We start from the raw sequence: 21,381 nt of genomic DNA, 5'->3' as shown, positions 1-21,381 counted from the left end.
AAGCCGCCCGAAGGCGGCATGAGAATGGCGGCAGGGCGTTACGCGCCGGCGGGCAAGTTGTCGGCATCGGAGGGCGTCTCGATGCCCTGCATGCCGCGCGACGGTTCCTGCGGGATGGGCGGGAATGTGGGACTGGTGTTCTCGTGCACCTGGCCGATGTCGCCAGCTGCGCCCGGGCCACCCGACTGCGGCGCTGGGCCGCCGGCCGCCGCACTAGGCACCGGGAAGTCGGGATCGTCGCCACCAGGACTGGGCTTTCGATAGCCTGCGCCCTGCATGATGACATCGGCAATGGGCGCGATGGCCGGGTTCGTGGCGACCTGGGCCCCGCCCTGCATCGCCGAGAAGGCGGCCTGCACGCCCACCTGGACGGCATCGGCCATCACCTTCTTGATCTGGGCATCGGTCAGGCGTTCCTTCATCTCCAGCTCGCGCGCCTTGAGATCATGCCCAGCCTTGACCAGCGCAGCCTGCACCTCCTGCTGAATGCGCTGCTCAACCTGCTCTGGAGATTCCTGAGCGGCAGCAGCCTTCAACGCATCCACCAGCTGCCGCTTGAACGGCACATCCATCAGGCTGGCCATCATCGGCATGGTGACGGCTTGGAACTGGGGCGGCATGGACTTGACCACCTCGCTCATTGTGCTCAGCTGCTGCGCTCGGAATGTGCTGCTGCTGGGAACGTCCTCCAGGCCCACCAGAAGGCGCGTGCGCTGGAGGTCGTTGGACAGATAGGGGATGCCCGTTGCCGGATCTTCTTCGGGCTTGTTGATAGTCACCGCCCGATTGGCAGTGATGGCGTCGCCCTCAATGATGATGGTCTGCTCATCCTGGCCCAGGTCCTGAACGATCATGCTCATCAGCAGCTCGCCCACCATGGTGCGGCTGGTCTTGAAGTTGCCGATCATGTACGCCAGCGACTGGTTGGCCTGCTCCACCTGGGTCTGCTCCTGGACCCCACTGGTGGCCGTGCCGCGCCTCCCAGAGAACGCACCAGCTGCAGCGGGGTTCACGCGTTCAATCGCGCGCCGGGCATTTTCCAACTGTTCCAACTGCTGTGCAGTGGCCTGAAAGTCGCGCTCGACCTTGAACCGCGCACCGTTCTGCTGCATGTGCGCAGCGTTGAGCACGATGTCGGCATCCGGGCGGCCGATGGTGCGCCGGAATTGGTCATCGGTCATGTCCACGGCGCCCTTGGTGCGCTCGGTCCGGAAAGCGCCCATACCCCAGCGAAGCCGAGAGTTCCCGTTGTTCAACGTGTCCTGCATGTCCAGCAGGTTGCGGATGTAGCCATAGGGCACATTGGTACTGTCTTCCCTGAATCCCCAGAAAGGCACGTACGGGAAGTGGCGGTGGGCATAGGGCGTGGGCCCGTCGAACAGGACATGCGGGCCCAGCCAGTAGCTGCGGCGGATCTTGGCCACCGTGGCGCGCATGGACTTGGCGGCCTTGTTGACCAAGGCGTAGACATGGGCAGGGTTGTTCTCGTCGTACTCGACCACGCGGCCGTCCGGACTCTTGAGAACCACCACGTCAGACCAGCGGCGATACCAAAGCTCGGTCAGGCAAACCTCTTTGCTGACGGGATTGTGCCAACGGTCCTCCATGGTGGTCCATTCCCGAGCCACGTCCCAGGCCCGCGACAGGCCCGTGCTCGCGCCCGCGTCCATGGTGTCGTACCCGTTCCACCAGTTGACGCCCGCGCGCCCGAACTGGCGCACCAGCTCCTTGTGCTCCGGGAAGACGCGCGCGATGCGAGAAGGATGCATCCAGCGCTGGCGCCGCAGCCAACGCGCATCGCTGAGGTCGGGTTTGATGGAAGACCAGTCCCAATGGATCTCATTGCGGTGGATGGCCAAGCACTGGTAGGGGTAGCTAAAGGGGTCATCGGAGCGGCTGACCTCGACCCATCCGATGCCCACGCCGATCTGCGGATAGAAGGCGTCGCTGCAAGCATCGTCCGCCTTGGCATTGCGCTCGGCCTCGTTCAGCTTGAAGTTGATCGCGTCCGCGACGTCCTGGCCTCCAGGCTGGCCATTCGGGGTCACGCGCCAGTCCGTGCGCGTGGATTTCTCGTAGCCCCGGATGCCTTCCAGGCTGCCCGCGATCAGGTTCTCGCGCACGACCGGGATGCCCTGGGACTTCATGTGCCGAATCAGCTCCGTCTCCAGCTGGTTGCCGTCGGCATAGTCCATCTCACGGTCGGCCGTGCGGCGCCAGGCCCGGGGCTGGGCATCTATCTCTTCGTGAATGGACCGATATTCGGCAAGGGTCAGGGGCACATCGCCGTCGGGCGTGTCCACGGGGTCAATTTCTGCGTAGTTCTGGGCGGTGCTCATGGTGTCGTCCTCAGTAATAGACCGGGGCTGGCGCCTCTTGGTATTCGCCGATGGCGGCATTCGTCATCAGATCCACTGCCTGGCCGATGTAGCGGAACATGTCCGCGCCGTGGCTGAACTCGTCATGCATGGGGCCCATGGGCTCGTCCGTCTTCTGGTGGATGTCCCGCCGATACCGCCGCAGGCACTCGATCAGCCGCGCGGTCTTGGTCTCGTCGAAATAGCAGCGGGGGAAGATCATTCGCGCGCCCTTGATGCCCTCTTCCACGTTCATCGCGCTCAGCACCACAACGCTGCGCCTTCCCATGGCCGTGAGCTGCTGCTGAGTGCTCTTGCCGGTCTGGAAGTTCTTGGTGCGGCCGTCGTGCGGCAGAAAGTCAGTGCCCCAACGGAACGGGCGCTTCTCGATCTGGGCCACATACCAGTCCAGGGTCCGATGGCTGTCCTCGATGTAGTCGATGACACGCAGGTCCTGCGGCCCGCGCTGCACAAAGCCAATGGTCATGGCGTCATTCCAGCCCAGGTCCCAGATCGTGTGCACCGGCAAAGTCGGGTCGTACGGCACGGGGCAGATCCGCTTTTGCTCGTACAGGGCCTCGATCTCGTGACGGTAGATGGACCCCGCCGACACGCGGCGCGGCTTCCCTTCCCAGATATGGGGGTAGTCTTCGGGATTGGTGGCTCTGTACTTGCGGCGCTCCTGGTCCAGTACAGCCGGAAACCATGGGTTGTCGCGCCAGTTGATCTCGCAGACCCAGGTGTCCGGGCTGGGCTTGTCGATGAAACGGACATAGGTCTCGTCCGTGTCCATGTCCGGATTCAGGGTCATCCAGATCTCGGAGCCTTCCTTGCGAATGGTCGGAATCAGCACATCCCAGGACTTCTTGCTCACACCGTGGGCTTCTTCCACCCACACCAGATCCACGCCCTCAAAGGACTTGATCGAGTCCACGGTGTGGCTCTGCAGGCCGGTGAACAGGAACAGCGAGCCGTTGGCGCCGCGAATCTCGGTATCGAGCACTTCGAAGAAGGACTCCAGTCCCATTCGAACAATGGCATCCTTCAACAGGCGGTGCACCGAATCGCGCATCGACTTCTGGACTTCGCGCGCGCACAGCACACGCAGAGGCCTGTCCGCCGCCATAACCAGCAGCACCGAAGCCACGGACCAAGACTTGGCGCCGCCCCGGCCGCCGTGCATCACCTTGTAGCGGCGAGGCAGCCAGATGTCACGGAGCTTCTCGGGCAACTGCAGGAGCGCATGCGGGGCATCAATCATCGCCGTCCTCCTGCCGCACAGGCGGCTTCACGAACTCCACGGTGACACGAGGAGGAGCGCCATCGCCATTGGGCCCTTGCCCAGGCCCTGTCTTCGGGTCCATGCCGAATGCCTGCCGCTCCATGTCCACCAGGATGCGCAGGGACTCGGCCAGGGTCTTCATGGACTTGCCACGCTCAGGCAGGCTGATGACCTTCATGTACAGGTCATTGAGCTTGTCCTGGCCGTTGTCGTCGGGCTGGCGCATCAGCTCGCCCAGCTCCTCCAGCAGCGCAACATTCTCGGCACCGACCATCCGCTCCAGTTCATCCATTAGAGAGTTGGTGACGCGTCGTGCCCGATGGATGTCGCGGCGGTGGGCCAGGCGGATGTCGGCCACAGCCTGAGCGTTGGCATCGATGACGGCACGTTCGCGGAGCTTGGTATCCGTGGATACCTGGCTGGATACCGCCTCTCTGGATACCAGGGCATCGGCCTTTGCCTGGATCTTCACGCCCAGGTCGCGCTCCCAACCATTCCGCTTGGCACGCTTGTTGATGGCACCATGAGTGATACCGTTCTCGTCGGCGATCTGGCGGAGGGTCTTGATGCCGGCCCGGTAGTCCAGCTCTATGCGCTCCCAGTCGGCGGGGACTCTGGCCGCCGTGCGGCTGGCAGGCAAGGCTGCGCCTGCAGCCGAGTTGGCGGCTTCAGGCTTCTTTGGAACAGGTTTCTTTTGAGGCTCGGACTTGCCGGCAGGACTTTGGGCCATAGCCATAAGTGTTCCGGCAGGGTCCTGCTGCGTCGAACCCTAGCCAGGGTCCTCGTTCAACAAGAAGATAAAAGGGTCAGGCCTCCGTAAACCGCTCGACTGCACATGTTGCAGCTTGCGCCCCACACAGTGCTACTTTTCAAAGAACTTGGCGCTGTAGAACAAAAAAAACTGCTGCAGCCCCAAGCAACGAGAGATACACTTTCAAACAATCGTAAGCATGTTAACCGTTGAGTCAAAAATTAATTGAGACTGCATTATCAATTAATCAAAGAATACGTCAAATTAGAGTTTTACTTCTTTATACGACATGAAAATCATAGGCAAATATAAACATTCGAGTAAATTCAGCAAATTTGCGCTGTTTTTTTCACTTCAGATATTCCCATCCATTGTTTTGGCGGCCCACCATGGCCTTCTTAATAATGAAGGTGCACTACAGCAGATCAGTATTAAAAACTCAGGATCTGCAGACTCAGAATACCTAGTTGTTCCTATGAACACTTCCCCAGGGGCAACAATTTCTCTACAAATAGGGATTGAGGGTAATACCGCCGCTTCCCCGAGTAACACCACCAGTACAAGCACCGCCTTGGATGATCCGAGAATTGTTCGCCGGCAGTTCATGAAGTCCGATTTTCTTGCGCGGAGAGGCACGATCGACCCCAGCTCGGCACTGAGCCCCCAAACTTCCATTCCATTTGGCGCCACGCCTACAGTGGGCGACATTTGGAGACTGAATAACGACCTATCCAATCAATGTAACCCGGGATATAGCGTTGAAGGTGAAGTAACTTGGGTAGGGAATAATATTATTGTCGTTACAGACAAAGAAAACCCAGCCTACTCTTTAGACATAAACGCCACGAACTGGCAGAATATGCTTGTAAACATGGACAGCGTGATTTATCCAACTATAGTTGATAAATTCGGTGCGCCATCCGATACAGATGGAAATGGAAAAGTGGTAATTTTCTTTACCCAGGGCATGAATCGCTTAGATGCTCCAGCCAGCCCCATCAGTTCTTATTCCATGTACATGCCCAGAGACAAGTTGAGCAGAACTGAGTGTTCATCCGGAAATATTGGCGAAATAATCTATGCACTTACGCCCGATCCCACGGGAGCAATCAATTCTAATGTAAGGACTGTAAGCGCAACAATGTCTGGTTTGCCTGCCTCTTTCACAAGAGAGCTTGCCCATTTAATTCTAGATAGCAACAGAATATCTTCAAATAGTCCTTTTGAAGAACCGTGGATGGATGAAGCTATTGGCGGCATGGCAATTGAGCAAGCCTTCTACGCCAACTCCGTAGGCCTCACTCCGTTTAACAACATTGTCGTAACCAACCTCACCACTGGACCCAATGCGTCACGCAGAGTAGCAGCTTTTAATACATATCAAAACATACTGTATGGAAATTGGCGCCCTTGGCTCCAGGCTCCTTCTAGATATGGAGTAATAGACAATAGCGTAAAAACCCTTGCCAATTCAGGTGCGCAGTGGGCTTTTTTAAGGTATGCAGCAGATCGATATTCTGGGTCATCACTTGCAACCGAAACCAGCTTCATTAAATCCCTGGTAAGCAGCAACACAACAGGAATTAATAATCTCCAAAACATTATCGGGTCCGATGCAAATATCTGGCTACGAGATTATTTGATATCTACATACATAGACGATAGTCCAAAAATTGCCACTCTTGGACTCACCGGCAACTACACCGCATCCAGTTGGAACTATCGTTCCATTTATACAGCACTTGGCGCCTCCCCTCTGCGCGATATCGCTCTTTCGGTGGGAGGCACTGAAACCGTTCTTCTAAAACCTCTTGGCACAAGCAGCTATTATCGATTTTCAATAGCTCCTGGTGCGACTGCGAGTCTTTCTTTGGCTCCTGCTGCAGGAAACCATAACGGCAACTATGCGATCATCCCTCTAAACTATGTATCCTTTGATCTAGATATTCCTGCGGCAGCCAACAACATTATTGCAACGCCGGTCAATCAAGGTGCTTCAGTTCAGTGGTCAATCGTTCCAAGTGACCCCGGCAATTCCCCAGTGCAATACACAGCAACGGCGTGGGAAGGCGGTGCGGCAGTAGGATCGTGCAGCCCAACAGGGAATGATCAGGCCTGCACAATCTCGGGACTCACCAATGGTGTAACATATTCCATTACCATAGCGGCAGTTAATTCAATTGGCAATTCCTCCGCCTATACAAAAGGAGTTGTTACCGTCACACCGCAGGAAACCCGTACTGCACAGACGATTAACTTTTCGTCGCCAGGACAACAGCAGGTGGGAATCCCACATACCTTGACTGCAACGGCAACATCTGGACTGGACGTCCAATTTAGTTCCTCGCCAGGATGCGCTTTACAAAGCAACCGCTTGACATTCAACGCAGCAGGGACCGGTGTTTGCACTGTTACTGCAACACAACCCGGAGACTCTCAATGGCTCCCGGCGCAGCCTGTCTCATATAGCCTAAATGTAGTCAAAGGACTGAACAACATAACTTTTAACACGCAAGCAAATCAACCATATGTAAAAGACGGCACTTTCATCATCAGCCCGACAGCAACCACGACGTCTGGACTGGTGGTCAGTTACAGCAGCCGCACCCCGTCAGTTTGCACGGTATCTGGCACAACAGTAGGCGTTGTTGCCGCTGGAACTTGCACCCTAGTTGCACAGCAGAGCGGCGATGCAAATTGGTTAACTGCGGCGGAGCAAACCCAGAGCCTCCAGATTACCGGCGCGGTACCTGATGCACCCACAAGCGTAATTGCCACGGCATCAGAAAACCAGGGCCTAGTGCGATGGACTGCACCTTTGAACACTGGAGGAGCACCGATCACCAACTATGTCGTCACGGCTGTCGGCGACGCCTCCAAAACCTGCAGCACATCGTCCGCACTGACTTGCACCATTAATGGACTGACGGGTGGAACAGCATATACCTTCACCGTTGTAGCAACGAATGCCGAAGGTAAAAATAGCCTCGCGTCACAGCCCAGCAACTCCATAACTCCGCTGCGGCGCAGCCATGTTGACTCTGCATTGCAGGCACAACTCACTGGAGGCGGTCCTGGCTGCACATTCGAGAGTTCTCAGGCGAGCCCTGCGGGAGCGGTCACTGGCTTGCCCACAGAAGTGCAGGCAGCTGGACCCCAGTTTGCCTTCAAGCTGACGGGCTGCAACGTCCGAGGAGCTGTGCAGATGCAGATCGACTACATTGCTAGCCTCCCCTCTTCATCTCAGCCTCTTGAGTATTGGAAGAAGAATGGAGCAGGGCACTGGGCCAAGTATGCTGGCGCTCAAATTAACGGCAATCGAGTGACACTGACATTGACCGATGGCGGAGCCGGCGACGCTGACGGTATCGAGAATGGCGAAATTGTGGACCCGGGGGTAGTCGTCAGAATGGCAGGACCCAGCACCGCTACGCCAGTTCCCGCAACCGCTCCGTGGCTCATTGCGTTGCTGAGCCTGGTTCTATCCGTTTTTGGTGCACTTCGCTACCAACGCAGATCTACCGCTCTTTAACGAGCTCAAGAACGCGGCGCTGGCTGATCTCAGCCGGCGCTCCCTTCACTGTCGCGTCTGAGATTTGGCAGCCGCGTTACCAAAATATGAAAGGGTGCCTATTCTCACGTAGCCCGATCCATGAGCAAATCCGCTTGCCTAGGATCCACCTTACGCTGCCCCTTCAGCGCTTTCACCTCGCGTTCAAGTGCGCGCCGTTTTGCCACCTCCTCCAGCAGTTGGTCCTGCAGTTCAGTGACGCGCGCCAGCGCCGTGTGCTCGAGCGCGATGCCAGCATAGGCTTGGCCCACCATCCCGCCTTCGGTCCTGCTGAAGTGGACTACATGCTCTCCGATTTCCAGGATGGATCGCCCGTCGGTCAGGTGCGTGACCGTCACAGCGCGCGCTGGGCCATGCTGGTGCACAGGGCGATAGCACTGCTTCACCGCCGAAATCATCCCCTCGCCGCGCAGCACCTTGATCCGGTCGTCCACCGTGGTGAGGTTCAGGCCCGTCATCTTGTGGATGCGGTCACGCGTGGGCTCCTCACCCGCCTCATGCAGCTGGCGGATCGCCTCATAGACCTGCGTCAGCGTGGGCACGGCCTCGACCGCGCCCGGGTCAGGATTGCCGCCGGCTGTCTTGTGGATTGTGCTGGTGATGACTTGGTTCATGCGGTTTCACTCCAGAGGGGCAGGCGTTGCGGCCATTGGCCGGATTCGAGGACGGTGTGGCGGGTGATGCGGCCCCATTCGAGGCCGTAGTCCCGGTGGGCTTCGCGGCCGCCGTCAACAAGGCGGTATTGGTCGTAAGCGACATGGCAGCCCTCGATGTCGGGGCGTGTGCAGCACAGCGGGAAGCCGGTGCGGTCGTCGGTCTTGAGCGCGAAGCCCTTGCCCAGGTTCAGGTGGGCGTGCTGGCTGTAGCCGGCGATGCCGCACCAGATGCAAGGCAGCGCGGCGACGGCGCGGCGGTAGGCTTCGCATTCCAGGATCTCGGCCTTGGGCACAGCCAAGCCCGTGCTGGCCCCGCCCATCACAACGATGCTGGTGCACGCCATGCCGGCGGTGGCGCGAGCACTGTCCATGGCGCGGGCCGCGCGCTGCGCCAGGCGCTCCTCTCGGTCTTGCGCTGGTGCGGCGGCGGGCCGGCGGCCGAAGCCGCGGCTGGGCCAGGTGGTCCGGTTCTGGATCATCGGATGTCGCCCTCCACATCCACCTGCACCAGGAAGCCGTGATCGCCCATCACGCACACGCGGATCGGACCGTACTGCTGCAGCATGCAGCAGCGGTTGTAGGCCCAGGTGGAGAGGCGGTAGCGGCCATGCGCGTCCGGGCCGTGGATGTGCTCTTCCATGGTGGCGTCGCGCCACAGCGGCGGGTACTTGGGCTTCGGTCGTTCCTGGCCACGCATGCCGCGCCGGGGCAGATCGGGGCGGAAATCAATCATGGGCACCGCCCTCCCCTCCGCCGGCGTCGAAGTCCTGCACCTCCATGCCCAGATCCAGGGCCAGGCCGTGCTCCACGCGCGCGCCCTTGGAGCCGCGCCAGCCGGGGAGCATGTAGACCGCATCGCAGGTGCACAGCTGCGGCAGCGCCAATCGCATGTAGCCGGCCCAGCTACCGCACGCTGGCGCGGGGTTCTCGGCAGGGTTCTCGACGTGGTGGCCCTGGGCGCGCAGCGTGGCGGCGGCGCGGTTGAAGGCCGGGTAGTTGAAGTCGGGCAGGCCTGTCATCGGGCCGGCGATGTAGATGCGCTTCATGGCCGTGCCCTCCGGAAGGACCACGCGATCATTGCGGCGTCACGCTGGTGCTGATTGCTGCGGCCGGCCCAGCCGGTCAGGCGGCTGAAGGTCGCGGCGTCGATCTTGGCGCCGTGGGCGCCGCCGGCCTTCGCGCTCGGCGGCATGCCGTGGCATGGGATGCCCAGCGCCGTGCACAGGCCAACGATGAGCTTGCACCAGGCGTCGATCTCGCCGACGTTGCGGGCGATCTTCTTGCGGGCACCGTCGCTGCCCTTGGCTGTCCAGGTGCGGCGCGCGGCGCGGCTGTCTTCGAAGATGACCAGCGTGGGCCGGCGCTCCTGCAGCACCAGGGCAATTTCTGCGGGCTCGATTTCCTCCAGCCCCTGCAGCTGGCCATCCACGATCCAGGCCAGGCCCGTGTGCTTGCCGGGGTCCATGCCCAGCACCGTGATCGGGCCCTGGTGGCCAGCCGGCACCGTCACGCGCGGGGCGGCGGGCGCCAGGCGAGCGCCTGCAGCTGCTGCACCACCTGCTGCTCGATGCCCACGAACAGCCGGGACTCGTCCCTGTCCAGCTCCCTGGCCCTGGCCTTGACGTACTCCCACCACCCGGGTTGCTGGGCCAGCTTGACGAGGTGCGCCACGGCTGCCCCGCTGAGATTGATTGGTTGTTGCTGCCATTGGTGTTCAGACGACGATGAATTCATGGGAATCGCTGCCGTGGCTGTTGACCAGCAGCTCGCGCAGGCGGCGTTCGGTGGCGCGGTGCGCGCGGATGAAGATGCGGGCCGGGATCACCTCCAGCACCTGGCCGTAGGCCTCGCCGAACTCGACCAGGTGGCCCAGCTGCACGGCGTTCAGGCGCATCTCCTGGCCGTGGCCGTGCTTGCGACCCAGATCCACGACGGCCGCCACGGCATCAGCAAACAGGCTCTGGGCCTCGGGCTCGGTGAAGACGCCCATACCCAGCAGGGTCTCGGACAGGTTCGCTGCGTCGGCCAGGTCGCGCCAGTGCTGGACGGTGGGAGCGGCATAGCCCACGGCATGCACGGCGGCCAGGACTGCAGCAGCCAGAGGCTCGCGCTTGCGCTGGTGCAGCGGCTGCCGTTCGCTGGCCGACAGTTCCTGCGCGAGCGTGTAGGTGTAGGGCTGCGTCAGGTAGTCGCGGGCGACTGAGGCGTGTATGGCGCTCATGGCTGGCTCCCCTGCTGGTGCTGCGCCACGGCGGCGGCTGTGCGGCGCTTGGCCTGCCCCACGCGCATCCGGTCTGCGCGGGCCTGGACCTGTACGGGCGTGAAGCGCGAGGCCTTGAGCGCAAAGGCTTCGCGCAGGGTGGCCAGCTTGGACAGCACCTCACGCTTCGGACCGGTGGGCACCGAGTCCGGAGCTGGCAACGCCAGGGCGGCGCGCGGGGCCGGCAGCTGCAGCTGCTCGCGCAGGTCGTCGGTCAGGCCCTCCAGACCGCCCGGCAACCGGCCTGCCGTGATGGCTTCCTGCACGGCGCGTGCCCGGGCTTCGGGGTCGTGGCCCAGGCTGACCTGCACCACAGGACGGCGGCGCAGCGCACGGGCCTCGCCAGTGATCCGGCCATAGGCCTCGATGAAGGCCTGCCGTGCGCCGAACTTGTCGCCGGCATCCAGCAGCGGCGCGGCCACGGCCCAGGCCTGGGCGATCTCATCGGTCCACACCACGGTGGCCTGCTGGTCAGCACTGGTCAGCGCCAGTCCATAGGCTTCGGCGGGCAGCATGCGGCCCATGGCGTGGTCCACGTACTGCAGCACGGTGCCGGTCAGGATCGGGCCCCGATGCTCGGCGCGGATGCGGGCCAGGGCCAGGCGCAGCACAGGCTTGTCGATGTGGGCCAGGTCTTCCGCCAGCAGCAGGAGCGCAGCAGGCCGGACCTGCTGGCCGCTCAGCTCCATCGTGGCGCCCAGCTCCTCCAGCAGCCAGTCGGTGTCCAGGTCGTCACGCATTGCCGCCCTCCCCGTTGCCCCGACCGCCGCGCTGGCGCAGCAGCCGCTTGGCCTCCTCGATGGCGTCGAAGTTGGCGCTGGTCTTGTCGGCCGCCTGGGCCGCCGTGCCGGTCATGGCCTGGCCGCGTGCCCACTGCGTGCGGTAGCTCTCGGCCTTGGCCAGCAGCGCGCCGACACCATGCGAGTCCTTCAGCACATAGGCCTCGCTGACGCATTCCACGTACCAGGCCGCCACCAGCGGCGCCTCCTCGTAGCCCAGCCGCTTCACCAGCGCCTTCACGTTGGCGTTCACCTGGGCATTGCGGACGGGCTTCACGCCGTAGCGCTGCACGTAGGCCTGGCTGTAGGCCGCCCAGGTGGCGCGGCAGGACTCCTGCAGTGCGGTGTCCTCGGCATCGGACAGGCCGCCCTCCCCTTTGCGGGCCGGCGGCGCAGCCGGCGGAAATGATTCTTTGGCGGTTCCTTTACGGTTCCTATTACGGTTCAATGATGATTTGGGTGCGCCATCTGCACCCCTGGGGTGCGCCATTTGCGGGGGTTGAGGTGCGCCATCTGCACCCCCTGGTGCGCCAACTGCGGGGGGTGGTGCGCCGTCTGCACCCGGTGCGCCATTTGCTTGGGGTGCGCCATTTGCACCCGGTGCGGCATCTGCACCCGTGCCGCGCTTGCGCTTCGCGGGAGCGGCCGCCGGGTTGAAGTTGGCCGGCGTGATGGTGTAGCTGGTGCTCGAGTTGATGCGGTATTCCCGGAACACTACGCCCACCGTCTGCAGCCACGCGATGGCATCCTGTACGGCGCGCTCGGACAGGCAGGTGCGCTTCGCAATCGTTGCAACGCCGGGCCAGCACACGCCGTCATCGTTGGCCTGGTCAGCCAGGGAAATCAGCACCGCCTTCTGCGCGGGGGACATTGCCAGCGGCCAGCAGGCCGCCATGATCATCGTGCTCATTGCTGCACGCCCCCCTGCGCCAGGCGGGCTTGGTGCTGGCCCCACAGGCCGGCAATCCACGTCACGCCCTTGCTTGTGAACTTGGCCTGGGTGAAAGCGTGGTCGCTGTGCTGGGCATGGCCAGCCTTCACCACGAAGCGGCCTGCGTCCATGTGCTGGGCCAGCGGAGTCAGCCGGCCGCCCAGGTGGTACATCACCTTGTTGTCCAGCAGGAAGGCGCGGAAGCGCTCCTCGTTCGCGCGCAGCAGCTTGCAGACCTGGCGGAAGCCCATGGCGCCGGTCTCGGCCGCCACAAAGCGATCCACGAACTCCGCCTTGGGCGCGGCCAGGGCCAGGGCCTCAGCCGTGCGCAGCTCGGATTCCTTGGCATCGGCCCAGGCGCGCGCGGCGGCCACGGGGTTGGAGAAGTCCGGCAGCGCGGGGGCGGCCTGCGCCTCCAGCTCCTGCCAGCGCTTCACCACCTTCATGCGTGCTGCGGCGTCGTAGCCCAGCAGCAGGGTCAGACAGGTGTCGCGGTCCAGTTCGTACTGCGGGTAGCGCTGGCCGTTGGCTCCCGCGTAAGTCGTTGTTTCGCAAACAGGATTCAAATTTGAAGCCTGCAGATCGTCCAGCATCGTGCGGATGTCGCGCATCACGTTGCCATGGTCACGGCCCGTCAGGTCGGCGATTTCGCGGCTGCTCATGGTCAGCACGGTGGCGGAAATTGCTGTGATCGCGTTCATCGGGCAGACCCTCCGAATTCGGGGCTCCCAAAAGGCCCTATGAGCTTGGCCAGCGCCTCGGTACGCTGCGCGTCATGGTTCACTTTTTCAACCACCATCTGCCGATAGGTCTTGCCGTAGACCAGGGCGTACACGCAATCGCGCAGCACCATGGACGTGTCCGTGGCCTGCTGGCCGCAGTGGCGCAGGAACAGGTCGGCCGTGGCTTCGTCCACCTTCGTGCGCAGCGGGATGTCCAGCTTGCCCAGGGGTCCAGCAATGCCGCGCGCGAACATGGGCGCATCAGCCTCTTCGTCCAACTGGTCCTGGACCCGGGCCAGCACGCGCGCAGCCTGCTCGACATCCAGCCCGGCCAGCCACTGCTGGATCGCCTTCACGGCAGCCGCTTCAGCCCGGCTAAGCTTTTCGTGGGTGTCACGCATGCGGGACTACTCCTGGGGTTGATTCTGGGAAAAGGTGCCCGCCGCCTCCCGGGCAGAATGGAAGTTCCTACACAACCATTCCCAGGAGGGGCGGACATGACGGCATATGAAATGGCGGTTGCCTCAGCCACTGCCACATACGAGGTCCTGAAGGTGGCCGTAGCAGCACGGGACCAAGCAAAAATTGATGCAGCCTTGTCTACGCTGCAAAAAGAACTGATGGATGCCCTAAACACCGGCGTCTCCACCGCGAAGGCTCTGCATGCGCTGGAACTTGAGACGCAGCAACTTCGTACGGAAAAGCTGGAGCTGGAGCGCCAGAAACAAGCCGCGGAAGCCGAGATGGAACGCCGCGCCTCGTACGACCTTGTGCAACCAGCTCCTGGGCGTTGGGCCTATGTGCGCAAAGGCACGACGGCCCGTGAACCCAAGGAGACCGCTTACTTCTGCCCCGCTTGTCACGCAGAGAAGCGCGAAGTCCCAATGCAGTACCGCGAGGCGGCGCCGAGCATCCCGAATCGCCTGACGTGTCCGAACGACAAAGGACACACGCTTTACTTGGGCGGGGCGCTTCCACCGCAGACGCTTCAGGCGTTCGGCATTCGCTGAACTACGCATGGCCCTGCTCCTGGGCGGCAGGCTGCGCTAGCTCGGGCCAGATGTCCTGCCAGTCGTTGGGGCGCAGGTCTCGCCGCGAAACCGCCCCTTGCGTAGCCAACTCGATAGCTACCGCCGATTTCTCTGGCACAACGCGCTTCCCTGAGGCCCAACGGGACACATCGGGCCGGTGCGCACCGATCCGATCAGCAAGCTCGCCGATCGACCCACGCCCCTTTTTGGAGATGTACTCATGGAGGTTCATGAGCAAATTATTAGCGACACGCTACATATCGTCAATAGCGCCTCGCGCTTTGCCAAAAATAGCGTTTTGCTAAACCATCGCCCGATGGACCCTATCGAAGTGACACGCCGCCGCCGCCTTGCCATCCTTGTCGATGAAGCAGGGTCGCAGGCCGCGCTCGCTGAAAAAATAGGCAAGGCCCCTGCCCAGATCAGCCAGTGGATTCGCGCGTTGCCAGATTCGAAAACAGGGAAGCCCCGCTCGATGAGCAAGGAGGCTGCACGCGAAGTCGAGGCGCGCGTAGGAAGACCTTCTGGATGGATGGACCAACCGATTTCGCAGGATGCTGCACTGATAGAGATGGCTGCTGCGTCCCACCCATCCATACCGTTCTGGCATGCGCCCGATGCAGTTCGAGTCCCTCTGCTGGCCAACTGTGCCAGCATGGGGCCCGGTGAGGCGCTGCTAGAGTCCGACGTGATCGTTGGAGACTTGGCCTTGTCACCACATTGGATAAATCAGCACATCCGCCCCCAGAACCCGAGCGAGCTTCGGTTCATTCATGCTTATGGCGACAGCATGGCTCCCACGTTCACAGATGGAGACGTACTCCTTGTTGATACTGGGCCAGGCGCCAAAGACCCGCATTCACGCGAGGGGGTTTATGTACTCCAAGCAGGGGATAAGAATTATGTCAAACGGGTTAGTTCAACTTTTGATGGAAAGTTGCAGGTAACAAGCGACAATCCGAGTTCAAAAATGGTCCAGATTTTGAACGGGGATCACCAGGTAACGGTGGTAGGTCGCGTCGTTTGGGCTTGGAATGGCCGTCGATTGTAATTAAAAGCTCTTTATCCGGAGGTTGATATGCAAGTAATTGGCATCAATGATGACTACACCAAGGGCCCTAACGAGGTGGCCGTAGAACTCTCGAACTATCCAAATACTGAGATAATCAAAAAAATATCTCTGCGAGAAGGGCTAACGGTGCATTTTATTGATGGCGTTGTTGTCCTTAAAAGTAAGGACCCGCTTTCAGTCTCTAAGCGCGATATTCAAGAATTTGAAAATGAATACCATTCACTGGAGCAAAGAAAAGTTTCAGAGGAAATTGATGCCAAAAAGAAACGCAAAGAGATGCTTAACGCTGTATCTGAATCGCTTCAGCTGAGACTCAAAAGTCAATTCAAGGAATACGATTGAACCTCAGCTCGCAGACTCTCAATTTCCTCTTGCAGTTCTGCGTCGCTTGATCCAGCAAGAGGTAGATCCAACTCCTTTGATATAGCCAGCAGCATCCTTGCGCGAGCAACGAGCTTCGCACGATTCGGCGCATCGGATAGCTTGGCCGGCCACTCCGCGGCATTGGTGCTATCGCCGCCTACTAGTGCGAGCACAGCCGCTGCAAGAGCGTCGCGCCACGCATCTACGATGACTCGGGCAGCCCCCGCAGGCGTCATCTCGAGGCCGCGATCTACCAGTGACCTAAGCTGATCTCCTGCAGCACGCGCGGCCAGCTCAGCAATCCTGTACTGAGCCTCTGTTGCAACCACACTGTTCGCTTTCTCCGACATACCGACTCCTCTGCCCGCCTTGAGCGGGCTTTTTCATGGCCGTCACGCGACATGCTGACGCGCCAAACCAACAACTGTACAAAACAACAGTATTGGTGCATACTTTAACTGTGTTTTTAACCAGCACAAAGGATGCACATGACCACTACTGCCCTCAGCACGTTCCGCGTCACCCTTCAAGACTGCGATGGCATCGAGCACGACATCAAAGCCAAGGCCGAAGCCCGCTTCGCCAAGGTGCTTGAACGAAGCTTTCCCGACCATGACGCCATGACCCGGGCCTACAAGCTCTTCAACGATGCGGCCGAGGGCGGCGTGATAAGCAAGGCCGACGAAAAAACAGCGATCTCCTGGCTGAAAGCCGCAGAAGCCGCTCATCAAGCAGGGCTCGAGGGCATTGCTGTCGAAGAGGCTTTTTTCGAAGTCCACTTTGCCTGACCTATACGCCTGCGCTTTGGCCCTTCTGCTTGCAAGCGAGCACTCAATGCCACTAGTATCTCAAAAAAGTTAGCGATGCGCTATTGACCTGAATAGTAGCGATGCGCTAATCTTCGTCTAACACCTCAGCCACCGCACATCGCGGACCGGCTGGGAAGTTGGGCACCACGGCATCGACCGGGCAAGCCCCGGTCTTTGACAAGTTGCACGCCGATGTTGCTTGCCCCACCCGAGGGGCATTCGTCCGGCGAAATGGCGCTCCTGGGCATGGGCCAGGTCAGCGCGCCGCGTCTCCGCGCGGTTGCCAGTCCGTCAAAGCACGGTTCACGGCATAGGGAAGGAACTGCGGGCGGCATGCCCTGTAGAGAGTAGGCGGGAGGCAGTGAAGGGTGCGCGCCAGCGCATCAGGAGCCGACGATGGAACACCGCCCTGGCATTCCGGTGATGAACGCAGTGAGATGGCACCACGGAGCAAATAAACGGTGCGGCATATTGATGCCGCGCAGCTGCTACCAGATGCAGCACGCCCTCCCCGAGCGCATCGGGGCGAAACAAAAGAGGCTTCTCAATGCGGGAGGCCTCTTTTGTTTCCGCCACCACCACAGGAGATCACCGTGACCGTTTCCGCAAACACAGGCCTGCGCCACGCACAGGCCGCCCAATCCGCCCTCGCTACTGCAGGCCTGGGAGCCCTCCGTGAGGGCATCCAGATCGCCCCGGCCCCGCAGAGCCAAGTCGAAGCCGCGCTCAGCAACATCGATGCAGGCATGGAGGACTTGCAGAACACCATCAGGCGCATATTCGGCCGGTTGGAGCCTGTGCTGTCGGCGGCCGGTGTCTCTGCCGAGGGCAGTGCGCACGAAGCCGAACCTGTATCCCCCACGCCTCTGGTTCGCCGACTCAATGACCTGGCCACCGAGTTGCGCAAGGACTGCGCGGCCCTGCAGGACATGGAGCGGCGCCTAGCGCTGTGATGGGGATGCGGGACGAAGACAACACCAAGTTCATCGCCCGGCTGCCAACGCCTATGCACCTCGATCTGAAGGCGCAGGCCAAGGCCGCCGGCCGCAGCCTCAACGCCGAGATAGTCCACCGCCTGGCCCAGACCCTGGGTGAGGACTTCGCGGCAGAGCAGCCCGAGGCGCAGCCGGTGCTGGCCGAGATGGCCGGCTACCTGCGAGAGCTGCGCGACATGGCACGGGCGCAGGCTGAGCAATCACGGCTGTCCGCTGCGGCGGCAGCCGATTGAACATGTCCCGGCACAGCGCCGGGGCCATCATGGAAGCGCTCCGAATGGATTCAGTGGGCAGTAGAGCGCGCCCGCAGGCTGAATCCGTTTCCATGATGGTGACGAGAGATGACCACGGGTAGCGTCGTGGCCGTGCCTGGTGCACGGGAGGTACGTAGTCGGCGTGCACTGGGATCTATCTGACCACCCCGGGAAAGCAGCGGGGACCATCACAGATAGGGAATGCGCGGGCGACGCGCGGGGAATGGGAGCAACCGGAGCGACAGGCTTCCTAGGCCGTACCCGCAAGGGCCATGCGGCTGCCATGAAAAACAGCGCTCGCTTCTGTGCCGGGATCGCATCCGGCCCCTATCTGTGATGGCAAATCGTGACAGGCATTTGCCCGCCTGCAAGCAGTGAAAGTCTAGCCACCGTCGATAGTGGGAAGCCGGGGCTTACACGGCATGCCATCATCCTTACCCTGGCCACGGGGTCGCAGAGGCCTCGCAAGCCGCAGCAGGTGGAAGCCCTGCACTTTCTTTACAAGCCGTAAAGCATTTCTTAAGAATCAGCCCTCATACTGCCTTCCACCAGATTCCGCCGAGCCCGGGAGACTTCTCCTCCCTCCCTCTCAAATCCTTTCCCCGGGCACGCCAACACGGCATCGGCATTTTTCTTCCAAGGCCCGCAGCTTCACCGCTCGCGGGCCTTTTCGTCTGGGGACCGGGACCCTCGCGCGGACCCCAAAAAACAAAACCCGCCGAGGCGGGTTCTGGAGTTCAGCAGTTGCCCTTCTTGGCTTGGCCAGGCGGGCAACCGTGAGGATGGCTCTTGTACCCGCCACGGTAGCCATCGTCATACACAGCACAGCCGCCGAGAACAAAGGCCGCAACGGCCATGGCGAAAGCGATTTTCATGCGGGAGCCTTTCATAGAGTTGCGTGCAACAGTCTAAGAGCGCTGCTTCTTGGGGCATGTAAACCATTGTTGGCGACTCTGGCCTGGATGCGCTTGCATCACGCATGCATGTGGCCCCTTACGGGGCCGCCACAGGCACAAGGAAGCTCCGCTCCCACTTTCCGCCCGCGTCCCACGCGGACACCTTGTCCAAGAAATTCATACAGCCAGGGCTTGTCGGACCTACATAACCAACCTGTCTTTGCTCGCAAGCAGAGGCCTCACAACAAGCTGAAATAGCGTCTGTCCCAAGCCCTGCAAAACCCTGCTGATGGAGGTAAGCATGAGTCAAGTTGTGCCCAGTGAGTCTTTCAATCCAGACCCGGATGCTCGCTATCACAGGAGCCTATTGGAGGCTTTCCCGGTAAGGGGCAGCTACCAGCTCATACAGCTGCGAAGCAGGAGATCTCGCAGTCCCTTCCGACGTTTTTCGAAGGCTTTTTCTCGGGCGATTCGCACGCTTTTTCAATGACTTGAGGAGGATTGTGATGCGGCATATTTTCCTAACATTTTTCTGGTCTGTGGTGACCCTCATCTCTCTCTACGTCGCTGTGTTGGCCGGACCAATGTTCCCGGTTACAAGTTGAACCTCGGTTGACTACCGGGCCTATGGCTGACTCATGGTTCTCCTGGAATTCATAGGCACGCCCTGAAAGGGCACCGGACTTTTTCTTCCTCGCGCTTGCACCGTGCGGGCATTGGCAAGCTCTCAGCAACACTGACGGCTTGTGTTTTTGTGGGGCCCGCCTAGTGCGGCATTGGCCCGCCTTGCAGCAATGCAGGGCGGGCTATTTTTTTGGGAATTCATCGTGAGATTCAGATTCAACCGCCTGCGAGGCGAACGCGGCCGCGTCGCATATGAGCCGCAGACCTATGCGGACTGGCGCGAAGAAGAGCGCCTCATCGCCGAGCAGGAGGCCCAGCGCTTGCAGCGGCAAACAGCCACCACCCCGATCCCGCCCTCTGGCGGGATTGCTGTTTCTGGAGAGCCCAAATGCAACGAGTGATCCCATCCGAGCCCGTCAATCCTGACCCCGATGCGCGCTTTCTCCGCGAGGCCTCGCGCCCTGGCCCTGTTTCCGAGCCGGACCCAGCGCCCACGCCCGGCAGTTGGCTGCTGCTGTGCCTTGTCCTGCTGGTGGCCATCGTGCTCAGCGCCTGCGCGGATGCCGGCGCGGCCCAGGAACCCGCGGCCAGCGCAGCGGACGTGCAGCGCGCGCACAGCGCAGCACAGGCCTGCCCGCCCGGCCATGCCGTGGTCTGGAACGGCCCGCAATCCATGGAATGCCTGCGCGAGCTGCCATGAACAAACTCCTCGGCTTTTTCCTCTGGTCGGCCTTCTCGGCCGCCGGTTTTGCTGCTGCGGTCGCCATCTCCGGAGCACCCCTTTTCTGAACCTGGAGCACCAGCTCATGAGCCAATCCACAGACCCCATCGAAGGCGTGCGCGTCACCCACGAGATCACGTCCAACCACCACGCCCATGCCATGACGCATGTGGCCGAGCCCATCATCGAAATCCTGAGTGCCTATGGCCAGCGCAACGGCAACACGTTTGCCCTGTATGGCGGCCTGTACGCCATGGGTTGCGCCCTGGCCAGCGTCGGCGCGAACCTAGAGCCCGGCGTGGATCTGCGTCAGCAGCTTGAACCGATGCTCGCCGGCTACCAGGCGATGCGCGAGTCCCAGGTCAAGGCAGAGGCTCACTGATCGCCATGTCGAATCCCGAGAAGCTCAACCTCTCGCAGATCTGCGCGGCCATCGCCCCAGTGCTGCAGCTCAACGCGGCAAACCTTGCAGCCCTAGGCGTGCCCTTTGAGAAGGACCGCAGCGCGGTGCTGATGAACGCCCGCGACCTGCCCCGCCTGGCCGACGCCCTGATCGACCAGCTCTATGTGAAGCGCGACGAATTCCTGGCCGGGCCTGCACCGCGCGCGCGAGCGATCCCTGCGCCCGCCATCCAGCACCTGCCCGCCGACGACACCGAAGGCGGCGCCCTGTAACCCACCGTTTGGAGAACCCCATGTCGCAAACACCGGCAGATCTCTACGCGCAAGAAATGATCATGCGTGCCAAGGCCAAGGCCAAGGCCACCGAGGCCGCCGCGCTGCGCCTCGAAGCAAAGGGCGAGAAACGCGCTGTCGAAGCCTACAACCTGCGCGCACGCGCAAAAGCACTTTCGGCCGAGGCGGCCCAGTTGCGCAACGAGGCCAAGCTCGTTCACAGGGAAGCCGTGAAGGGCATTGGCGTCCAGGCCGAACAGATGGTGAAGCGCATGCCGCCCGAGTTCGGCGGCTGGGGGATTCTCAAGACCCGCGCCTATACCAAGCTGCTGGATCTGCTCGTGTCTCAGGCAAAGCGCGTGCAGCCCAACTTGGCCCTGGCCACCCAGGCCCACACCCTGCTGCTGGGTCATGCGGCCTGGACCGATGCAGAAGCCAACCGCCTGGGCTGCCTGCCCAAGCATCCGAAATCCCTTGCCTGATACATCATGCTCACGAACCTAATCATTTACCGAATTTCCGAATCCTGGGCACCTGACCTCCAGGCTGTCGAGGCCGCCCTGGCAAAGTCACCGTTTGCCGAGTGCGGCGCCACACAGGAGCGTAGCGCCGGCTGGGTGCCGCCGCGCGGT

The 21,381-nt window shown here is 61.3% G+C and carries 29 protein-coding genes; 13 read left to right on the top strand and 16 right to left on the bottom strand.

The genetic code is table 11. The annotated features are described in order from the left end of the window. Nucleotides 1-38: 38 nt before the first annotated feature. The 3 genes from DTS01S_RS19275 to DTS01S_RS19265 are packed head-to-tail and all read right to left on the bottom strand — an operon-like array spanning nucleotide 39 to nucleotide 4,279. Nucleotides 39-2,339: a portal protein gene (locus DTS01S_RS19275; RefSeq protein ID WP_061288498.1), complete on the bottom strand. Its 2,301-nt coding sequence runs from the start codon at nucleotides 2,337-2,339 to the stop codon at nucleotides 39-41. A gap of 10 nt (nucleotides 2,340-2,349) precedes the next feature. Then, the gene (locus DTS01S_RS19270; protein ID WP_017405903.1) at nucleotides 2,350-3,618 is read right to left on the bottom strand and encodes a PBSX family phage terminase large subunit; all 1,269 of its coding nucleotides are present in this window, start codon (nucleotides 3,616-3,618) and stop codon (nucleotides 2,350-2,352) included. Further along, nucleotides 3,611-4,279: a hypothetical protein gene (locus tag DTS01S_RS19265; RefSeq protein ID WP_017405904.1), complete on the bottom strand. Its 669-nt coding sequence runs from the start codon at nucleotides 4,277-4,279 to the stop codon at nucleotides 3,611-3,613. The genes DTS01S_RS19270 and DTS01S_RS19265 overlap by 8 nt, the downstream gene beginning before the upstream one ends. A 400-nt stretch (nucleotides 4,280-4,679) precedes the next feature. Between DTS01S_RS19265 and DTS01S_RS29810 the strand changes: the two genes are divergently transcribed. Beyond that, nucleotides 4,680-7,922 carry a fibronectin type III domain-containing protein gene (locus tag DTS01S_RS29810; RefSeq protein WP_082254725.1) on the top strand — a complete coding sequence of 1,081 codons (3,243 nt, stop codon included), beginning with the start codon at nucleotides 4,680-4,682 and terminating at the stop codon, nucleotides 7,920-7,922. A 104-nt stretch (nucleotides 7,923-8,026) separates the two neighbouring features. On the opposite strand, the gene DTS01S_RS19260 is transcribed toward DTS01S_RS29810, so the two are convergent. Genes DTS01S_RS19260 through DTS01S_RS19210 form a run of 11 tightly spaced genes read right to left on the bottom strand, consistent with a single transcriptional unit; the run spans nucleotide 8,027 to nucleotide 13,710 of the window. Further along, nucleotides 8,027-8,575, bottom strand: coding sequence for a hypothetical protein (locus DTS01S_RS19260; RefSeq protein ID WP_043790309.1), 549 nt, complete (start codon nucleotides 8,573-8,575; stop codon nucleotides 8,027-8,029). Then, complete coding sequence (locus DTS01S_RS19255; RefSeq protein WP_017407898.1) at nucleotides 8,572-9,096, bottom strand: hypothetical protein; 525 nt, start codon at nucleotides 9,094-9,096, stop codon at nucleotides 8,572-8,574. Before DTS01S_RS19255 ends, DTS01S_RS19260 begins: the two co-directional genes overlap by 4 nt. Further along, on the bottom strand, nucleotides 9,093-9,350 hold the full coding sequence (locus DTS01S_RS19250) for a hypothetical protein (protein WP_017407899.1): 258 nt from the start codon (nucleotides 9,348-9,350) through the stop codon (nucleotides 9,093-9,095). The genes DTS01S_RS19255 and DTS01S_RS19250 overlap by 4 nt, the downstream gene beginning before the upstream one ends. Beyond that, the gene (locus DTS01S_RS19245) at nucleotides 9,343-9,663 is read right to left on the bottom strand and encodes a DUF4406 domain-containing protein (protein ID WP_026063029.1); all 321 of its coding nucleotides are present in this window, start codon (nucleotides 9,661-9,663) and stop codon (nucleotides 9,343-9,345) included. Before DTS01S_RS19245 ends, DTS01S_RS19250 begins: the two co-directional genes overlap by 8 nt. Then, nucleotides 9,660-10,127, bottom strand: coding sequence for a hypothetical protein (locus tag DTS01S_RS19240; protein ID WP_306307627.1), 468 nt, complete (start codon nucleotides 10,125-10,127; stop codon nucleotides 9,660-9,662). The genes DTS01S_RS19245 and DTS01S_RS19240 overlap by 4 nt, the downstream gene beginning before the upstream one ends. Then, nucleotides 10,124-10,288 carry a hypothetical protein gene (locus DTS01S_RS30930; RefSeq protein ID WP_169804699.1) on the bottom strand — a complete coding sequence of 55 codons (165 nt, stop codon included), beginning with the start codon at nucleotides 10,286-10,288 and terminating at the stop codon, nucleotides 10,124-10,126. The genes DTS01S_RS19240 and DTS01S_RS30930 overlap by 4 nt, the downstream gene beginning before the upstream one ends. 43 nt (nucleotides 10,289-10,331) lie before the next feature. Continuing rightward, a complete protein-coding gene (locus DTS01S_RS19230) occupies nucleotides 10,332-10,838 on the bottom strand; it encodes a hypothetical protein (RefSeq protein ID WP_061288494.1) in 507 nt (168 codons plus the stop codon). Further along, nucleotides 10,835-11,617 carry a hypothetical protein gene (locus DTS01S_RS19225; protein ID WP_061288492.1) on the bottom strand — a complete coding sequence of 261 codons (783 nt, stop codon included), beginning with the start codon at nucleotides 11,615-11,617 and terminating at the stop codon, nucleotides 10,835-10,837. The genes DTS01S_RS19230 and DTS01S_RS19225 overlap by 4 nt, the downstream gene beginning before the upstream one ends. Then, a complete protein-coding gene (locus tag DTS01S_RS19220) occupies nucleotides 11,610-12,566 on the bottom strand; it encodes a helix-turn-helix domain-containing protein (RefSeq protein WP_061288490.1) in 957 nt (318 codons plus the stop codon). Before DTS01S_RS19220 ends, DTS01S_RS19225 begins: the two co-directional genes overlap by 8 nt. Beyond that, nucleotides 12,563-13,288 carry a phage antirepressor KilAC domain-containing protein gene (locus DTS01S_RS19215; RefSeq protein WP_061288489.1) on the bottom strand — a complete coding sequence of 242 codons (726 nt, stop codon included), beginning with the start codon at nucleotides 13,286-13,288 and terminating at the stop codon, nucleotides 12,563-12,565. Before DTS01S_RS19215 ends, DTS01S_RS19220 begins: the two co-directional genes overlap by 4 nt. Then, the gene (locus DTS01S_RS19210) at nucleotides 13,285-13,710 is read right to left on the bottom strand and encodes a hypothetical protein (RefSeq protein WP_061288487.1); all 426 of its coding nucleotides are present in this window, start codon (nucleotides 13,708-13,710) and stop codon (nucleotides 13,285-13,287) included. Before DTS01S_RS19210 ends, DTS01S_RS19215 begins: the two co-directional genes overlap by 4 nt. A gap of 96 nt (nucleotides 13,711-13,806) precedes the next feature. Here DTS01S_RS19210 and DTS01S_RS19205 point away from each other — a divergent pair, with 96 nt between their 5' ends. After that, the gene (locus DTS01S_RS19205; RefSeq protein WP_061288485.1) at nucleotides 13,807-14,319 is read left to right on the top strand and encodes a hypothetical protein; all 513 of its coding nucleotides are present in this window, start codon (nucleotides 13,807-13,809) and stop codon (nucleotides 14,317-14,319) included. Nucleotide 14,320: 1 nt separating this feature from the next. On the opposite strand, the gene DTS01S_RS19200 is transcribed toward DTS01S_RS19205, so the two are convergent. Beyond that, nucleotides 14,321-14,572: a transcriptional regulator gene (locus tag DTS01S_RS19200; RefSeq protein WP_046241409.1), complete on the bottom strand. Its 252-nt coding sequence runs from the start codon at nucleotides 14,570-14,572 to the stop codon at nucleotides 14,321-14,323. On the opposite strand from DTS01S_RS19200, the gene DTS01S_RS31290 reads away from it, so the two are divergent. From DTS01S_RS31290 to DTS01S_RS19185, 5 genes are all read left to right on the top strand, one after another. After that, nucleotides 14,561-15,391, top strand: coding sequence for a LexA family transcriptional regulator (locus tag DTS01S_RS31290; RefSeq protein WP_254787901.1), 831 nt, complete (start codon nucleotides 14,561-14,563; stop codon nucleotides 15,389-15,391). The two genes, DTS01S_RS19200 and DTS01S_RS31290, sit on opposite strands and share 12 nt — an antisense overlap. Before the next feature lie 27 nt (nucleotides 15,392-15,418). Beyond that, nucleotides 15,419-15,754 (top strand): hypothetical protein, encoded by a 336-nt coding sequence (locus DTS01S_RS30585; RefSeq protein WP_139223798.1) that lies wholly within the window; start codon nucleotides 15,419-15,421, stop codon nucleotides 15,752-15,754. A gap of 509 nt (nucleotides 15,755-16,263) precedes the next feature. Then, nucleotides 16,264-16,563, top strand: coding sequence for a hypothetical protein (locus tag DTS01S_RS19195; protein ID WP_061288520.1), 300 nt, complete (start codon nucleotides 16,264-16,266; stop codon nucleotides 16,561-16,563). A gap of 614 nt (nucleotides 16,564-17,177) precedes the next feature. Next, nucleotides 17,178-17,537 carry a hypothetical protein gene (locus tag DTS01S_RS19190; RefSeq protein ID WP_061288483.1) on the top strand — a complete coding sequence of 120 codons (360 nt, stop codon included), beginning with the start codon at nucleotides 17,178-17,180 and terminating at the stop codon, nucleotides 17,535-17,537. Further along, on the top strand, nucleotides 17,537-17,812 hold the full coding sequence (locus DTS01S_RS19185) for an Arc family DNA-binding protein (RefSeq protein ID WP_074931655.1): 276 nt from the start codon (nucleotides 17,537-17,539) through the stop codon (nucleotides 17,810-17,812). Before DTS01S_RS19190 ends, DTS01S_RS19185 begins: the two co-directional genes overlap by 1 nt. A 758-nt stretch (nucleotides 17,813-18,570) precedes the next feature. Here DTS01S_RS19185 and DTS01S_RS30925 read toward each other — a convergent pair. Further along, the gene (locus DTS01S_RS30925; protein ID WP_169804698.1) at nucleotides 18,571-18,708 is read right to left on the bottom strand and encodes a hypothetical protein; all 138 of its coding nucleotides are present in this window, start codon (nucleotides 18,706-18,708) and stop codon (nucleotides 18,571-18,573) included. 797 nt (nucleotides 18,709-19,505) lie between these two features. On the opposite strand from DTS01S_RS30925, the gene DTS01S_RS19180 reads away from it, so the two are divergent. The 6 genes from DTS01S_RS19180 to rdgC form a co-directional block, all read left to right on the top strand. Then, nucleotides 19,506-19,754 carry a hypothetical protein gene (locus DTS01S_RS19180; protein WP_139223799.1) on the top strand — a complete coding sequence of 83 codons (249 nt, stop codon included), beginning with the start codon at nucleotides 19,506-19,508 and terminating at the stop codon, nucleotides 19,752-19,754. Next, nucleotides 19,742-20,053, top strand: coding sequence for a hypothetical protein (locus tag DTS01S_RS19175; protein WP_061288480.1), 312 nt, complete (start codon nucleotides 19,742-19,744; stop codon nucleotides 20,051-20,053). Before DTS01S_RS19180 ends, DTS01S_RS19175 begins: the two co-directional genes overlap by 13 nt. 106 nt (nucleotides 20,054-20,159) lie before the next feature. Beyond that, the gene (locus tag DTS01S_RS19170) at nucleotides 20,160-20,456 is read left to right on the top strand and encodes a hypothetical protein (RefSeq protein ID WP_061288478.1); all 297 of its coding nucleotides are present in this window, start codon (nucleotides 20,160-20,162) and stop codon (nucleotides 20,454-20,456) included. A gap of 5 nt (nucleotides 20,457-20,461) precedes the next feature. After that, complete coding sequence (locus DTS01S_RS19165; RefSeq protein ID WP_061288476.1) at nucleotides 20,462-20,749, top strand: hypothetical protein; 288 nt, start codon at nucleotides 20,462-20,464, stop codon at nucleotides 20,747-20,749. A gap of 20 nt (nucleotides 20,750-20,769) precedes the next feature. Then, nucleotides 20,770-21,231, top strand: a complete 462-nt coding sequence (locus tag DTS01S_RS19160) for a hypothetical protein (protein ID WP_061288474.1) — start codon at nucleotides 20,770-20,772, stop codon at nucleotides 21,229-21,231. Between the two features lie 6 nt (nucleotides 21,232-21,237). Then, a partial coding sequence (rdgC, locus tag DTS01S_RS29795) for a recombination-associated protein RdgC (protein WP_169804697.1) occupies nucleotides 21,238-21,381 on the top strand: 144 nt, incomplete at its 3' end.

It is taken from the genome of Delftia tsuruhatensis NBRC 16741, from assembly GCF_001571325.1.
GTDB classification, from domain to species: Bacteria; Pseudomonadota; Gammaproteobacteria; order Burkholderiales; family Burkholderiaceae_C; genus Comamonas; species Comamonas tsuruhatensis.
This window is presented reverse-complemented; position numbering and strand designations above follow the sequence as displayed.